Origin of the sequence: Ketobacter sp. MCCC 1A13808 (assembly GCF_009746715.1) — a bacterium.
GTDB lineage: Bacteria > Pseudomonadota > Gammaproteobacteria > Pseudomonadales > Ketobacteraceae > Ketobacter.
Map to the genome: position 1 here is coordinate 54,842 of NZ_VRKW01000009.1, position 15,946 is coordinate 70,787.

Sequence of the window (15,946 nt, forward strand, 5' to 3'; positions counted from 1 at the left end):
ACCGGATTTGACCGACAAATACGGCCGGCCAAATCCATAGGTGTTTTACATTCCGGTCTCAGGCAGCTTGAAGCCGGCAACCGAATTCCGCATTTGTACCGCCAGTTCCGCCAAGTTTCCGATAGACGTCGCTGTCGCGGTGGTACCTGCAGAGGTTTGCGAGGTGATTTCCTGGATAACATTCATCGTATTGGAAATATGGCCCGCAGAGGCTGCTTGCTGTCGTGCTGCGTTGGATATGTTTTGGATCAAGTCCGCCAGGTTACTGGATACGTTCTCGATCTCTTCCAGTGCAACACCCGCGTCTTGCGCCAGGCGAGCACCCCGTACCACCTCAGAGGTGGTTTGTTCCATCGAAATTACCGCTTCGTTGGTATCGGTCTGGATGGTTTTAACCAGTGCTTCAATCTGCTTGGTTGCCGCCGATGCCCGTTCTGCCAGTCGTTGAACCTCATCCGCTACCACCGCAAAGCCTCGACCTGCTTCACCTGCCATAGAGGCCTGGATCGCAGCGTTCAATGCCAGGATGTTGGTTTGGTCGGCAATGTCGTTGATCAACGATACGATATCGCCGATCTCCTGCGAGGATTCACCCAGACGTTTAATCCGTTTGGACGTTTCCTGAATCTGTTCACGAATCGTGTCCATCCCGTGGATGGTGTTTTGTACCACTTCAGCACCTTTGTTGGCGATCGATACCGACCGCTCCGCAACCGCCGCTGATTCAGCCGCGTTCGCCGACACCTGGTCGATGGACACCGCCATTTCGTTGATTGCTGCCGAAGCCCCGGCAATTTCCTGGGCCTGGTGCTCAGACGCTTCCGCCAGATGCATCGCCGTAGCCTGGGTTTCCTGGGCTGCTGCCGATACCTGTACCGCGGTTTCGTTGATGGTGGATACCAGTGAGCGCAATTGGTCAATGGTGAAGTTGATGGAGTCAGCGATGGCACCGGTGAAATCCTCGGTTACCGTCGTTTGTATGGTTAAGTCACCATCGGCCAGATCGCCCAGCTCGTCAAGCAATCGCAGGATCGCTTCCTGGTTGTGCTGGTTCTGCATTTCTTTTTCTTCACGACGCTGCTCTTCCTCCGCCAACCGGCCCCGGGATTGAGCCATAAAGGAAACGAAGATCATGATCAGGAAGAATAAAGTTGCTATGCCGAATATGGCACCGAATATAGCAGACCAGAAGCCGGCTATCGGCGTTGCTTCAAACGATCGCGCCAAAGCGCCGGTTTCAGTCAACAGCGTTTGGGAATCCTTAAAGATGCCGTTGGCTGCAGCCCGCACCTGGAATAATTCCGGCGAGCTTTCCAGAATTTCGTCAACGCTTTCGTTGACGCCGGCGAACAAATCAGAAATTTCATTCAGGGATTCCTGTGCCGCGGAGTCACGTACCCGGGTAACCCCCAGTGACTTGTCCCCTTCCAGCATACCCTGTAATACCCGGCCGAAACGCTGCGTATCCTGCCCGAAGCTGTCAGCCGCCATAACCGCGTCTTCGCCGCCTTCCAATACTTTGTTAACCGATCGCACGATCCGTTCTGCCAACAAAGATTGACGCTGCGCAACTGCGACCTGATCAGCCGGCGCTCTACTGTCCACCAGTGTCTGTACAACGAGGTCATATTCTTCCTGCAACACGGGAATATTATCGTTCAGCGCGCGGGCCACATCGTGCAGGTTGATCACCGTCTGGCGACCTTCCAGAATCACATCGGAGCTTTCGGATACCTGCTTCCAGACTTTCTCTACGTCCCCCATTTCCACCGAGGCGGTAGAAACGAAGATAGAGTCGGCATTCAACCCTTCATCCGGAGATCCGCTTTTAATCGCATCCCATTCCAGACCGAATTCTACCCGGGCCTGATCCAGGAAGGCGAACGCATCGGCGTTACCGGCAGCGGCTTCCAGAGCGTTCTTCGCGATCCGCTGGGACAATACCCGCAGCTCTGTCGCTTTGGTTACGTATTTCGCTGATTGCTCACTATGGTTGGCTACATAGTAAAAGTTCATCAACATGAGGACGATGGCTACAACCAATCCGACAATATAGACTGGTACCAAATTCGTGGATTTACTCGTTTCCAGCTTTCCAGTGCTAGACGACATAGGCGGACTCCTGGCCGTTTTGTGCACAATTATTGTTTTTTGAACACGTGTTATAGGACATTTTAAAAACCTCTGCTTTTAGCGATGCCCTGCAGGTGAACAATCCCAAAAGGCGCTACTCGATTCAACTTTCAATTCTTAATTAAAGAACAAATTCTGAGAGATGCCTTATCGTTTAAGTATTGAACATTTCTGTTCACGGTTGGTGTAGGTAAAACTTCTGCAATTCCTACCCCGATTCAGCAACCCGATTTCGGATCACGTGAATATTGTGGGCCCCAAAACAGACTACAGACTGAACTCTGGATTAAGAGGCCACATTGAGAAAACGCGGATCACGCGCCAGCTCATATAAACTAAACCAGGCCCAGAAACCTTTTTCGGTTTCAAAGCCCCCCTTCAGATAAGGCAGGGTATCTGCGTACTCTGCCGGTACCTGTTGGGTATATTCATCCTGGGCTATGTGCTGCATACCGAGCACTTCATCCACAACCAACCCGCTATACAATTCCCCGCGCTCCAACGCCAGCAATCGGCGGCGCTTGAGCTGTAACTGCGAGGGGTTTTCCAAGAACGCCATCAAATCCATCACCGGCATCAATCGGCCCCGGACGTTAGCAATTCCCTTGACCCAGGTTTTAACGCCGGGCACCTGTGTATAACGAGGTACAGTAAGAATTTCCGAGACTTCATCCATGGGCGCCACATAACGACGTTGGTTCAGGGTAAAACCGACTCCGCTCCAGATCGCTCGCGCTTGCTGTTGCTCAGGCAGGCCCTTGGCAAATTGTCGGCTGCGCTCAGATATTTCAATGAGCTTTCGATAGGCTGTTGAAACCTCAGACATAATTTGGGTCAGCTTCCGCTCATTGCTCGGTTGATAGTATCGATCAATACCTTTTCATCCACGGGCTTGGTCAGATAATCGGTTGCACCCTGGCGCCGCCCCCAAACTTTATCGGTTTCCTGATCTTTTGTGGTTACGATAATCACCGGAATGTGCTTGGTATCGTCGCCCTTACTCAATTGACGGGTTGCCTGAAAACCGTTCAGCCCCGGCATAACGACATCCATTAACACTACATCCGGCTGCTCTTGACGGGCAACCGCCACACCGTCGGCCCCGTTATCAGCAGTAATTATTTCAAACCCGTGCTTTTCCAGGGTTTCTTTAAATTTGTAGGTCTCGGTCGGTGAATCATCAACGATTAAAACGCGAGGCATAGCTCCTCCGTGGTCAAACATTTAAGGGGGGTCCGCTTTTCAGGCAGCCGCAACGTGCTCGCGGATGGCCCCAAGTAATTCTTCTTTGCTGAATGGTTTGGTCAGGTACTGATCAGACCCCACTATGCGCCCTTTAGCCTTATCGAACAGGCCATCTTTACTGGACAACATAATTACAGGAGTCGATTTGAATGCACTGTTATTCTTTATCAACGCACAAGTCTGATAGCCATCCAGGCGCGGCATCATAATATCAACGAAGATAATGCTAGGCTGTGAATCAGCAATTTTTGACAATGCGTCGAAGCCATCAGTGGCAGTAATTACGGTGCATCCGGCTTTTTTTAACAATGTTTCCGCGGTTCGACGAATGGTTTTGCTATCGTCAATTACCATCACTTTCAGGTTCTCAAAATTATCTTCCATCGACATTGCCTTTGTATTTTAAAACAGCGATAAGTCAGCAATCTTATTATAGTTATAATATCGTTATAGGCAGTTCGCAAACTCAAACTGCGATAAAATCCACCCTAAGTGCGACGCAGCATGATTTTTATCACAGTTTCTATATTCAATCTATAAACTACTGTGGTTTAAGCGTTTTTTATAACCATTATTTAAATAACGATATTTATAACCAGATAGACAGTTCCGGTGTAATCTATATGCAGTTTTCGGCTCAAAACCCCAAACAGAAAATGGATCAAATTTAACATGGCTATCAAAATCGGGGTGGTGATGGACCCCATCCAATCTGTCACTTACAAAAAGGATAGCACTCTCGCCATGTTGTGGGAGGCAGATTCGCGTAATTGGCAAATTTTTTACATGTTACAGACAGATTTGTACATCGAACAAGGACAAGCGCGGGCCAAAATGACCCGTCTACACCCTAAAAAAGACCCGAACCACTGGTATGAGTTTGCAGAAAGTGACGACGCTGCCCTTTGCGAACTGGACACGATCCTGATGCGGAAAGACCCGCCGTTCGATATGAACTTCATTTACACCACTTACGTACTGGATCAAGCCCGTGCCGACGGCGTACTGATCGTGAACCATCCACAAAGCCTGCGAGACTGCAATGAAAAGGTATTTGCGACCCGCTTTCCTGACCTATGCACCCCCACTTTGGTGAGCGCAGACAAATTCAAATTGCGGGCTTTTGCCAGCGAGCATCAGGATATTATTCTTAAACCCCTGGACGGCATGGGCGGCGCATCCATATTTCGCACCGGTAACCAGGACGGCAATTTGAGCGTCATTATCGAAACCCTCACTCATCACGGCCGCACTCCGGCCATGGCTCAACGCTACATCCCCGAAATCAGCAAAGGGGATAAACGCATCCTGGTTATTAATGGCACACCGGTTTCCCATTGCCTTGCACGCATCCCTGCACAAGGCGAAGTGCGTGGCAATCTGGCAGCAGGTGGCTCCGGCGTGGTACAACCTTTATCTGAAAACGATCACCGGATTTGCGCGCAGGTGCGCGACACACTGATAGAAAAAGGGTTAATCTTCGTCGGTCTGGATGTCATTGGTGATTACCTTACTGAAATTAATGTTACCAGCCCCACTTGTATCCGCGAGATTGATGCGGGAGCAGGGATCAACATCGCCGGTCTATTATTAGATGCCGTTGAACTTAAATTAAAAGAAAGAAATTAAATAGAAAGCTTATGGCTGCAGTCGCCGAACGTCCTTCGATTACCGCAACAGACCGGTTTACCTTTACGCTGTTTCTGGCGCTCACATTGCACCTGGTGGTGTTGCTGGGTGTCGGCTTCGGTTTTCCCGAACCCCGTCATGCGCCGGCGTCCCTGGAGGTTATTCTGGCTAAACACAAAGCCTCCGAAGCTCCGGAAGACGCTGATTTTATTGCCCAGGCCAATCAGGAAGGCAGCGGCACGGAGGAAGAAAAACTCAAGCCCACAACCGATCAGCTGGCGGATTTTGATGACGCGGTGATTCGCAAAATCAAGCCGATTCCTCAGCAAGCCACCCAAAAAGAAGTGAAACCGAAAACGGAAACGCAACTTAGCACGACCGGACAGAGCGATCAGAAAACGATCGACACGTCCACCAGCGAAGAAGATAAGAAAGTCACCGTTTCGAAAGAAGAGATGCTGGCCAACCTAAATCGACAGATCGAAATGGCCAGTTACGAAGCTGCACTCGAAGAGAAACGTCAGGCTTACGCCAAGCGCCCAAAAAAGCGTGTACTGACGTCGGCCAGCGCAGTAGAGGCCCGCGATGCCGCCTACCTGGATGCATGGCGCCTTAAGATCGAGCGTATTGGTAACATGAATTACCCCTCTGAAGCGCGCAAACGAAAACTCTACGGACAATTACGACTATTAGTCTCCATTAATTCGGACGGCAGCCTGAGAGAGATGAAAATTCTCAAAAGTTCCGGTCATCGCATGCTGGATCAGGCGGCCATGCAAATTGTGAAGCTGGCTTCCCCGTTCTCCGCTTTTCCGCCGGAAATCAAGCAAGATACAGACATATTGGAGATAATCCGTACCTGGCGCTTCGAAAAAGGAGACTATCTATCGTCCTATTAAGACTGCGCAAATAGGGGGCATCGACCGGGTTGAGGCAAGCATTCCAAAAATCACTTGAACCCCATCGTCTAAGGCTCAATACTTTAACCATGACTGACCTACGCCCTACCTGTTTTAAAAACCACTTTCTGATCGCCATGCCGACCATGAGCGACCCTAACTTCGCGCATTCCATCACTTATATTTGTGAACATAATGATGAGGGCGCGATGGGTATCGTAGTGAACCGGCCAATGGATCTAATGGTGGGCGATATCCTGTCCCATCTGAAAATTGATGAATACGATCAAAGCTATGACGATGTACCGGTGATGTGCGGCGGCCCGGTCCAAATGGAACGCGGGTTTGTCCTGCATCGCTTTGAAGCCGATCAATGGGAGAGCAGTCAGCGACTGCAAGGCGATATCTGCCTGACCAGCTCGAAAGATATTCTGCAAGCGATCGCCAATAATCAGGGCCCCCGGGAAAACCTGATTGCACTGGGCTACGCAGGCTGGAGCGCAGGACAACTGGACGAAGAAATGGCGCAGAACGCCTGGTTGAGCGTCAAGGCCGACCCTGACATTATATTTTCCACCCCCTGCGAACAACGCTGGCAGGCTGCGGCAAAGTTATTAGGGGTCGATCTGGCCTTAATGACCAACCAGATCGGCCACGCATAAGTCATCCTCTGATCATGACTGCAGCCGATCACAGTCCACCTGTAACCATCACCGTTCTGGCGTTTGATTTCGGCACCCAAAAAATCGGCGTGGCCGTGGGTCAAAGCCTGACCCAAACCGCCACGCCCCTCACCGAGCTAAGCGCTCGCGAGGGTCAGCCGGACTGGAACCAGGTGGCCAGCCTGATTGATGAATGGCAGCCGCAGATATTCGTCGTGGGCGTACCGGTGAATATGGACGGCAGTGAATTTGACCTGACCCTGCGTGCGCGCAAGTTCGGACAACGATTACATGGCCGTTTCGGCAAACCCTGGCATGAAATGGACGAACGCCTGACCTCTTTCGAAGCCCGAGAGAAAAGCCAGATTCACCATAAACGCAGCGCTGGCCGCAGCAGTAAAACCGCCTTGGTTGACAGCGTGGCCGCCAGCCTGATCCTGCAATCCTGGTTTGCAGAACGCTGGCCTACGCTCGCTAACCGTTCGCATTAAGGAAGTGAAGCCAATGAACATACCCGAAGTGGCGCCCCTGCTGAATAAGATGGCGCAGGACATTCAAGATAAAATCATCAGCCGCCTAGCGGAACAGCCTGCCATGATCGGCATCCATACCGGTGGCGCCTGGCTGGCGGAGTATTTACACAAAGCACTCGATTTGCAGCAACCCCTGGGCCTCATGGACATCTCGTTCTATCGGGATGATTTTCAGGGCAAAGGCCTGCACCCCCAGGTGAAACCTTCCAACCTGCCCTTTCATGTCGAAGACCAGCATATAATACTGGTGGACGACGTCATTATGAGCGGGCGTACAATTCGTGCGGCGCTCAACGAACTGTTCGATTACGGGCGCCCTGCCGCCGTGTCATTGGTTACCCTGGTGGATTTGCCGCGCCGCGAATTGCCTTTTCAGCCGGATGTTGTGGGAATAAGCATGGATTTAGCACCCGAACAAAGGATAAAATTGGGCGGCCCCGAGCCCCTGACGTTAACGTTACTCGAACCCAAAGCATGAATGTAAATACACCACCCCATAAATTGCAGCTGAACCAACAAGGTCAATTGCAACATTTTCTCACGACTGAAGGTTTGAGCACCGAACTGCTTACCGAAATTCTGGACACAGCGGAATCCTTTGTCAGTGTCGGCAAACAGGCTGTAAAAAAAGTGCCTTTGCTGCGCGGCAAAACCGTGGTGAACCTATTCTTTGAAGCCAGCACCCGTACCCGCACCACCTTTGAACTGGCAGCCAAGCGCCTTTCAGCGGACGTTCTCAATATCGATATAAGCACCTCTGCCACCTCCAAAGGGGAATCCCTGATGGATATGTTGTGGAATCTCGAAGCCATGGACAGCGACATGTTTGTGGTACGGCATCAGGCCAGTGGCGCGCCTCACTTTATCGCGGAATTTGTCTGCCCGAATGTTGCCGTGATTAATGCCGGTGACGGGCGCCATGCGCATCCCACCCAAGCGATGCTCGATATGTACACCATCCGCCGCCACAAAGGCGACTTTAGCCAGCTTAACGTGGCTATTGTTGGCGATGTACTGCACTCGCGGGTGGCCCGTTCACAAATTCATGCCCTGCGTGGACTAAACGTAGGCGAAGTCCGGGTGATTGGACCAAAAACCCTGATCCCCGCTGACTTTGAAAACATGGGCGCTAAGATTTACTACGATATGGCCAAAGGCCTGAAAGATGTGGATGTGGTTATTATGCTGCGCCTGCAAAAGGAACGCATGCAGTCTGCACTGCTGCCCAGTGAATCAGAATTCTACCGTTTATACGGTTTGACTCAGGAAAAACTGGCCTTTGCCAGACCCGATGCGATTGTTATGCATCCGGGCCCGATTAATCGCGGCGTCGAGATTGAATCGGCGGTAGCCGACAGTCCGCGCTCCGTCATACTACAACAGGTCAACTACGGTATTGCCGTTAGAATGGCAGTGCTGTCTATGGCCATGAGCGGTCAGACCGAAGCTTATAATTTAGCGAACCAGTCCCAAGATCCAAACCGAGAAGAGAACCAATGACGGAGTCTGCCCACCCCCACTTCAAACAACGCATTGTTATCAAAGGCGGCCGGGTAATAGATCCGCATCAGATATTGGATAAAGTGGCGGATATTTATATTGCGGATGGGGTTATAGCAGGTATCGATAGCGCACCGCAGGGTTTCAAAGCCGATCTTGAACTGGACGCACGAGGCCAACTGGTGATCCCGGGAGCAGTGGACTTATGTGCCCGGATTCGGGAGCCGGGACAAAGCCAGAAAGGTTCCATCTATAGCGAAACCCTCGCGGCGGCGGCAGCCGGCATCACGCATTTATGCTGCCCTCCGGATACGAATCCGGCCATTGATACCCGTGCCGTTGCTTCGCTGATACAGGAACGCGCCCACCAATCCGGTTATACCAACGTGCTGCCCATCGGGGCGCTGACGAAAGGGCTGGAAGGCCAGCAACTTTCCGAAATGCATTCCCTGCGCGAAGCCGGTTGTATCGGTGTTTCACAATTGCGCTATCCAGTGAAGGATACACAGGTGTTGTTGCGTTGCCTGGAATACGCCAGCACTTTTGATCTGATTGTTTTTTTCCAAAGTGAAGATCAATCCATTAGCCCATCCGGCGGCGTGCATTCCAGTGCTACGGCAACACGATTAGGCCTGCCGACGATTCCCGAATGCGCCGAAACCATCGCCCTTTGCCGGGATTTACTGTTGGTGGAACACACCGGTGTCACGGCCCATTTCGGACAAATTTCCTGTGCACGAAGCGTTGACCTGATTGCTGCAGCACAAAGCAAAGGACTACCGGTGACCGCCGACGTGGCGCTGCACCAACTCTACCTTTACGATGAAATGATCAATGGCTTTAACAGCCAGTACCATGTCAACCCGCCACTACGCAGCAAAGCCGACCGCCAGGGTTTAATCGACGGCGTCAAAGCCGGTGTCATTTCTGTATTGTGCTCCGATCACCAACCCCACGAAGCCGCTGCCAAACTGGAACCCTTTCCTACCACTGCCACGGGCATCTCGGGGTTTTCAAGCTTCCTACCGCTTAGCTATAAATTGGTAAAAAACGGCATTCTGACTGAATCGGAATGGGTACAGCGGATTTCCATGAATCCGGCGCGGCTGATCGGCGTGGATACAGGACATTTGAGCATTGGCAGCAACGCCAATATTTGCGTGTTTGACCCGGAGGAACAATGGACCCTGACGCCACACAGCATCGTATCCCAGGGTAAGAACTCGCCTTTCCTCGGCAGCACCCTGAACGGGCGCGTTAAATTAACAGTCAAGGACGGCGCTATTAGCTTTCGCGACTGCGGATCGGACTAGCCGTTCGCCGTCGTCGTGGTCTGAGTGGAACAAAAGCACCCGTACACCAGGGTATTAAGAACGGACAATCGGCGCCCTTGCTTGATCGCATCCAGCACCGGCTCCAGAAAACTGTTCTCTGAGTTGCAGACACCGTCCTGGTGGTAAGGTCCGAAATAGGACAATGCGCCTGCACTATCAAAAAGAACCACAGCGGGTGTGGCAGGAACCAGTTTTTGCAATAGATTTTTTTGTTCTGCGTTTAATTCATCGCCGGAAAGTTCCAGCGTCGCAACCTGCAGTGCATCTGCTTTGGAAAGCTCACTAAAACTGCGGTGATAACGCTCAACAAATCGTTCGCACTGGCAACCGGATTGCTTCATTCTGACAAACCAGGGTTTACCCTGGGTCAGTTGAGGAAACTGTTTTTGTAAGAGCTGTCGCAAGCCTTCCTGCTGATCTTGTCCCGACAAAACCGGCGGTTGCTGCAGACTGCTATCGAACCATTGCTGTGGCATTAAAAAGAAATACCCGTAGGCAATCGCGACCAACACCACCCAGGCAGCAAAAAAAGCAATCGGCTTAGCTGACCCGGAATGCATTCAATTTGTCGGCCACATCAGCGACCAGTTTTTCTGCTCCTACGATGGCCTGCAAGCCATTGCCCGCATTGTGGGACATATCGCCAGATGATTGCTGGATACCGCTCGCATTAGCCGAGACTTCATGGCTCACGCTTGTCTGCTCGTCTACAGCGGCCGCAATTTGCTGGATCATCAGACAGGAATTCTGCAGCTCGTTACTCATCGTCGTCAGCAATTCTACAATTTCATCACTGTGACGTTCTGTTTCCAATACTTGATTCTGGCAATCCTCCATCGCCTCCACCGCGTTCTGGCTACCGGTCTGGACATTGGTGATCAACTTGTTAATTTCCTTCGTGGAGTCGGATGTTCTGGAGGCTAATGCCCGCACCTCATCCGCAACCACCGCAAACCCCCTCCCCTGCTCTCCTGCCCGGGCAGCTTCGATGGCCGCATTCAACGCCAGTAAATTGGTTTGCTCGGCAACCCCCTGAATCACATCCACCACCGCGCTGATGGACTTACAGTTTTCTGCCAAAGCGGCGATCTTTTTGCCCGCACCACCCAACGATTGTGATAAGCCGCGTACTGAATTTCGCGTACCGTTCACCCGCTCCAAACACACACTATTATTATCGAGCACCTTCTCAGTGCTGCCAGCGGTTCGCTGGGATGCTTCCGATAACGACTCCACGGATTGAGCTAGTTCGTTCATTGCTACCGCGATCTGCTCGCTACGCTGCAGTTCATTACGGGCCAACCCGTCCAGACTTTGGTTGGCCGCTTTCGAAACAGCAATTACATCAACCAACTCCTGCATCACCATTTTGGTGCCCATCAAGACTTGTTCTAAACGCTCCATCATGGCATTAAATTTAAGCAAAACAGGGCTGCCTTCCGCGGCACAGCGCACCGTTAAATCCATGGTATTGTCGGCCCGCTGTACGAGTTCGGATGCCTGAATAATTTCGTGGCTGATGCGTGCTTCCTCTTGACTGAGACGCGCCAACCAAATTAATGCGCCGGTTTCCGCCACCACATAAACGGCATGAATGAAAACCGTATTCCAACCCATACGAGTATTATCAAACACCCAAACCCCCGCGTCATTTTGCTGAAGCGCAAAGAAGCTGACATGGTGTATGGCAACCAGGGCAGCGGCCAACACTAAAGGGCGCCAATCACGATAGGTGAAGAGCAACGCCAAGCCTACAAATACACCAAAGTGCAATTCGATCAGACCGCGCGCCTGGTGAATTTGTAAGATAACAAAGATTACCAGAGCGATTGATATAGCCATGCGTGACAGCAAACTGCCCGGCGCCATACGATAAAGACCGACCGCACCCCCCAAGCTCAACGCACCGATGACCAGCGCTTCAATCCAGGTGTCATACCAACCAGCCAGTGCCAGACTGACAAAAAAACTCAGCCCCAGCACAACCAACATAAAACGATCATTACGAGCGTCCGCTTCCATAATACTTCCTCTGTAAAAACCGACTTACCAGCCTTTCTTCAATCCATCATCGTCTTGCAGGCTGAGCCCTTTTGTGGCCGAATCCAGCGAATCTGCAGATTCAGAACCGAGTTTGATCATTAACCGCAAATCATTTGGTGAATCGGCATGAGCCAGGGCATCTTCATAGGTGATTTCACCCGAGCTGTATAAATCATAAAGCGCCTGGTCGAACGTCTGCATCCCCAGCTCGCGGGATTTAGCCATTAACGGTTTCAGCAAATGCACTTCCCCTTTGCGGATATGGTCTGCCATTAGTGGGGTATTCAGTAATACTTCAATGACCGCACGACGGCTTTTGCCATCCGGCGACGGAATTAATTGCTGTGCCACCATGGCGCGCAGATTGAGTGACAAATCCATCCACAACTGGCTGTGACGATCAGCCGGGAAAAAGTGAATAATGCGGTCGAGTGCCTGGTTCGCATTGTTGGCGTGCAGCGTAGCCAATACCAAATGGCCGGTTTCCGAGAACGCCACCGCATATTCCATTGTTTCTCGGGTTCGAATCTCGCCGATCATAATCACGTCCGGTGCCTGGCGTAGCGTATTTTTCAACGCAACATCAAAACTGGCGGTATCCAGGCCGACTTCACGCTGGGTGACGATACAGCCTTTGTGCTGATGAATATATTCGATCGGGTCTTCGATACTGATGATATGACCTTTCGAATTGCTGTTGCGATGACCGATCATTGACGCCAATGATGTCGACTTACCGGTGCCGGTTGCGCCGACAAAGATAACAATGCCGCGCTTCGTCATGGCCAGGTCTTTCAATGTTGAAGGCAGACTGAGCTCGTCGATTGTCGGAATACGAGTCTCGATACGCCGCAATACCATGCCCACCAGATTGCGCTGGTAAAATGCGCTGACCCGGAAGCGCCCGATGCCCCGCGCGGAAATCGCGAAATTACATTCGTGGGTCTCAATAAATTCTTTACGCTGGGCTTCACTCATTACACCCAGCACCGTCTCGCGGGTTTTCTCCGGGCTCAACGCGGTTTTGGTCACAGGTACGACTTTGCCGTGTACCTTCATTGAAGGCGGAACACCCGCCGTAATAAATAAATCCGAGCCGCCCTTTTCCACCATCAGCTTCAATAGGTTTTCAAAATCCATGGTTTATCCCAACGTGTTATTTTAAGCCATCCGGATTCTTCGCTTTCTCTCGTGCAAGCTCCATACTCACGTGCCCTTTACGCACCAGGTCACCCAAACATTGATCCAGGGTTTGCATACCCAGGGATGCGCCGGTTTGGATCGCGGAATACATCTGTGCGATTTTGTCTTCACGGATAAGGTTCCGGATCGCCGGTGTGCCGATCATAATTTCGTGCGCCGCGACTCGCCCTCCACCGGTTTTCTTCAGCAAGGTCTGCGAAATAACGGCTTGCAGCGATTCCGACAACATCGATCGCACCATGGCTTTTTCCGCCGCCGGGAAAACATCCACAACCCGGTCAATGGTTTTTGCCGCTGACGTGGTATGCAATGTCCCGAAAACGAGGTGGCCGGTTTCCGCCGCGGTTAACGCCAAACGAATGGTTTCCAAATCCCGCATTTCACCCACCAGAATGATATCCGGGTCTTCCCGCAATGCTGACCGCAACGCTTCCGCGAACCCCAGAGTATCCCGGTGCACTTCGCGTTGGTTAAGCAGACATTTTTTCGATTCGTGAACAAACTCGATCGGGTCTTCAATGGTTAGAATGTGCTCGTATCTAGTCTCGTTAATGTAATCAAGCATCGCCGCCAGAGTGGTGGATTTACCGGAACCGGTCGGCCCTGTCACCAGCACCAATCCGCGAGGAAACTCACAAATGTTCTTAAATACCTGACCTTGCCCCAGGTCTTCCATCGATAACACTTTCGACGGGATGGTCCGGAACACCGCACCGGCGCCCCGGTTCTGGTTAAACGCGTTGACCCGGAAACGCGCCACACCGGGCACTTCGAAGGAAAAATCCGTTTCCAGAAACTCTTCAAAATCTTTGCGTTGCTTATCATTCATGATGTCATAAATGAGGCCATGTACCTCTTTATGATCCATCGCGGGCAGATTAATGCGGCGCACGTCGCCGTCCACCCGAATCATCGGTGGCAAACCTGCAGACAGGTGCAAATCCGACGCGCCGTTTTTCACGCCAAAGGCGAGCAATTCCGTAATGTCCATGGGGTACCTTTAAGTGAACTGTTGACTCTCTACCAACAAGATTAGCAGACATTCTGCGCGCGTCGTTTTTAGCACCCGCACCTAAACGAGTTTTGTGATTAAATACCACACTTCAACGGCAAATACTTTATTCTCCCCCCGACCCCGGAGCTTATGGTCATTCCATGATCGATTTAGAACAGCGTTATTTTTCCGTCCGCCAACGCATCAGCACCACTGCGCAGCAGCTGAAGCAGGATCAACCGTGCTTGCTAGCGGTCAGCAAGAAACACCCGGCCGATGCCATCCGCGCCCTGTTTCAACTGGGCCAACGTCAATTCGGGGAGAATTATTGGCAAGAAGCAGAAGAAAAAATGCAACAACTGCAGGATCTGGATATCGAGTGGCACTTTATCGGCCCGCTCCAATCCAACAAAACCCGCGCCGTCGCGGCGAACTTCGCCTGGGTACACAGTGTCGACCGGGAGAAAATTGCGCAACGGCTCAGCGACCAGCGCCCCGCCGGATTAGCGCCGCTGAATGTGTGCCTGCAAGTCAATATCGACGATGAAGATTCCAAGTCCGGTGTTACACCCGAGCAACTATTACCTCTGGCGCGCAAGATATCCGGACTGCCCCGGCTATCCCTACGAGGGTTGATGTGCATCCCGCGGGCCGGCAATGACCCGGCCCAGCAGCAACGCGCCTTTCAGCGTCTGGCGCAACTGCAGGCTGACATGAAATCTGAGCTGCGCGGGTCAAACAGCGCGGTCGACACTCTGTCGATGGGCATGTCCGCCGATCTGGAACCGGCTATCGCCGCCGGCAGCACCCTGGTGCGCATCGGCACGGCTTTATTTGGAGATAGGCAGAAAAACGTAACAAATCCGTCATAGAATCGTTATTCTATTTTCCAATTGACCTTAAATAAGTACGAATGAAACACATGACTATGAAGATCACTTTTATCGGCGCCGGCAACATGGCCAGCAGCCTGGCGGGGGGCCTGATTGCCAAGGGCACCGACCCGATCAATATCACGCTGTCCGACATCAACGAACAACAATTACAACAAGCGCGACGCACACTCCAAGTCAACACCACCCGCGACAACGTAAATGCGTGCCAGAAGGCCGATGTCGTTGTGTTGGCGGTGAAGCCACAAGTCATGGACGAGGTTCTGGAACCGGTAAAAGCCATACTGCAGCAACGTAAACCGCTGATTATCAGCATTGCAGCGGGCATTACCCTGGGTAAAATGGAAGCCATTCTGGGCGCCGGTATGCCCATAGTACGCTGTATGCCCAATACCCCGGCCCTGGTGGAATCCGGCGCTACCGGCTTGTTTGCCAATCAACAGGTGAGTGAACTGCAGCGGGAACAGGCGCGCTCCATCATGACAGCGGTGGGGCTGGCACTGTGGGTGGATAACGAAGATCAGATTGATGCGGTCACCGCTCTATCCGGCAGCGGCCCGGCGTATTTTTTCCTGGTGATGGAAGCGATGGTGGCGGCAGGCAAGGAACTCGGGCTTTCTGAACAGGTGGCAAAACAACTGACCCTGCAGACCGCTCTGGGTTCAGCGCAAATGGCGATTACCAGCGATGTCGACCCCACCGAATTGAGACGCCGGGTAACCTCGCCGGGTGGCACCACCGAGCGGGCTATTGGTATCATGGAACAACGGCAACTGCGGGATATATTCAAACAAGCTCTTGATGGCGCCTACCAACGCTCCAAAGAACTGGCAGGTTGAACTCAGCCTGTTTGCCCACATATAAAGTTATTACCCGAT

Annotated in this window: 17 protein-coding genes; 9 read left to right on the forward strand and 8 right to left on the reverse strand. The window is 52.0% G+C overall.

The genetic code is table 11. The annotated features are described in order from the left end of the window. Positions 1-45: 45 nt before the first annotated feature. The 4 genes from FT643_RS16000 to pilG form a co-directional block, all read right to left on the reverse strand. Positions 46-2,112 (reverse strand): methyl-accepting chemotaxis protein, encoded by a 2,067-nt coding sequence (locus FT643_RS16000; protein ID WP_156872429.1) that lies wholly within the window; start codon positions 2,110-2,112, stop codon positions 46-48. A 307-nt stretch (positions 2,113-2,419) separates the two neighbouring features. Continuing rightward, entirely contained in the window at positions 2,420-2,959 is a 540-nt protein-coding gene (locus tag FT643_RS16005) for a chemotaxis protein CheW (protein ID WP_156872430.1), read from the reverse strand. Between the two features lie 8 nt (positions 2,960-2,967). Next, the gene (gene pilH, locus FT643_RS16010; protein ID WP_156872431.1) at positions 2,968-3,336 is read right to left on the reverse strand and encodes a twitching motility response regulator PilH; all 369 of its coding nucleotides are present in this window, start codon (positions 3,334-3,336) and stop codon (positions 2,968-2,970) included. 39 nt (positions 3,337-3,375) lie between these two features. Next, positions 3,376-3,762, reverse strand: coding sequence for a twitching motility response regulator PilG (gene pilG / locus FT643_RS16015; protein ID WP_156872432.1), 387 nt, complete (start codon positions 3,760-3,762; stop codon positions 3,376-3,378). Positions 3,763-4,050: 288 nt separating this feature from the next. Between pilG and gshB the strand changes: the two genes are divergently transcribed. From gshB to FT643_RS16050, 7 genes are all read left to right on the forward strand, one after another. Next, positions 4,051-5,007 (forward strand): glutathione synthase, encoded by a 957-nt coding sequence (gene gshB, locus FT643_RS16020; RefSeq protein ID WP_156872433.1) that lies wholly within the window; start codon positions 4,051-4,053, stop codon positions 5,005-5,007. A gap of 11 nt (positions 5,008-5,018) precedes the next feature. Beyond that, the gene (locus tag FT643_RS16025; protein ID WP_156872434.1) at positions 5,019-5,906 is read left to right on the forward strand and encodes an energy transducer TonB; all 888 of its coding nucleotides are present in this window, start codon (positions 5,019-5,021) and stop codon (positions 5,904-5,906) included. An 89-nt stretch (positions 5,907-5,995) separates the two neighbouring features. After that, a complete protein-coding gene (locus FT643_RS16030; protein WP_156872435.1) occupies positions 5,996-6,568 on the forward strand; it encodes a YqgE/AlgH family protein in 573 nt (190 codons plus the stop codon). A 14-nt stretch (positions 6,569-6,582) separates the two neighbouring features. Continuing rightward, a complete protein-coding gene (gene ruvX / locus FT643_RS16035) occupies positions 6,583-7,059 on the forward strand; it encodes a Holliday junction resolvase RuvX (RefSeq protein ID WP_156872436.1) in 477 nt (158 codons plus the stop codon). Between the two features lie 13 nt (positions 7,060-7,072). Further along, positions 7,073-7,579 (forward strand): bifunctional pyr operon transcriptional regulator/uracil phosphoribosyltransferase PyrR, encoded by a 507-nt coding sequence (gene pyrR / locus FT643_RS16040; RefSeq protein ID WP_156872437.1) that lies wholly within the window; start codon positions 7,073-7,075, stop codon positions 7,577-7,579. Further along, a complete protein-coding gene (locus tag FT643_RS16045) occupies positions 7,576-8,601 on the forward strand; it encodes an aspartate carbamoyltransferase catalytic subunit (RefSeq protein ID WP_156872438.1) in 1,026 nt (341 codons plus the stop codon). Before pyrR ends, FT643_RS16045 begins: the two co-directional genes overlap by 4 nt. Then, the gene (locus FT643_RS16050) at positions 8,598-9,914 is read left to right on the forward strand and encodes a dihydroorotase (RefSeq protein WP_156872439.1); all 1,317 of its coding nucleotides are present in this window, start codon (positions 8,598-8,600) and stop codon (positions 9,912-9,914) included. Before FT643_RS16045 ends, FT643_RS16050 begins: the two co-directional genes overlap by 4 nt. On the opposite strand, the gene FT643_RS16055 is transcribed toward FT643_RS16050, so the two are convergent. Genes FT643_RS16055 through FT643_RS16070 form a run of 4 tightly spaced genes read right to left on the reverse strand, consistent with a single transcriptional unit; the run spans position 9,911 to position 14,172 of the window. Next, positions 9,911-10,495, reverse strand: a complete 585-nt coding sequence (locus FT643_RS16055) for a DUF6436 domain-containing protein (protein ID WP_156872440.1) — start codon at positions 10,493-10,495, stop codon at positions 9,911-9,913. The two genes, FT643_RS16050 and FT643_RS16055, sit on opposite strands and share 4 nt — an antisense overlap. Then, a complete protein-coding gene (locus FT643_RS16060; RefSeq protein ID WP_156872441.1) occupies positions 10,476-11,957 on the reverse strand; it encodes a methyl-accepting chemotaxis protein in 1,482 nt (493 codons plus the stop codon). Before FT643_RS16060 ends, FT643_RS16055 begins: the two co-directional genes overlap by 20 nt. 24 nt (positions 11,958-11,981) lie before the next feature. After that, complete coding sequence (locus FT643_RS16065) at positions 11,982-13,118, reverse strand: PilT/PilU family type 4a pilus ATPase (RefSeq protein ID WP_156872442.1); 1,137 nt, start codon at positions 13,116-13,118, stop codon at positions 11,982-11,984. A 16-nt stretch (positions 13,119-13,134) separates the two neighbouring features. Next, positions 13,135-14,172 (reverse strand): type IV pilus twitching motility protein PilT, encoded by a 1,038-nt coding sequence (locus FT643_RS16070; RefSeq protein ID WP_156872443.1) that lies wholly within the window; start codon positions 14,170-14,172, stop codon positions 13,135-13,137. 164 nt (positions 14,173-14,336) lie between these two features. Here FT643_RS16070 and FT643_RS16075 point away from each other — a divergent pair, with 164 nt between their 5' ends. Together FT643_RS16075 and proC are read left to right on the forward strand one after the other, a co-directional pair. After that, positions 14,337-15,047 (forward strand): YggS family pyridoxal phosphate-dependent enzyme, encoded by a 711-nt coding sequence (locus FT643_RS16075; RefSeq protein ID WP_156872444.1) that lies wholly within the window; start codon positions 14,337-14,339, stop codon positions 15,045-15,047. Between the two features lie 50 nt (positions 15,048-15,097). Further along, positions 15,098-15,907 (forward strand): pyrroline-5-carboxylate reductase, encoded by an 810-nt coding sequence (proC, locus tag FT643_RS16080; RefSeq protein WP_156872445.1) that lies wholly within the window; start codon positions 15,098-15,100, stop codon positions 15,905-15,907. Positions 15,908-15,946: the final 39 nt, after the last annotated feature.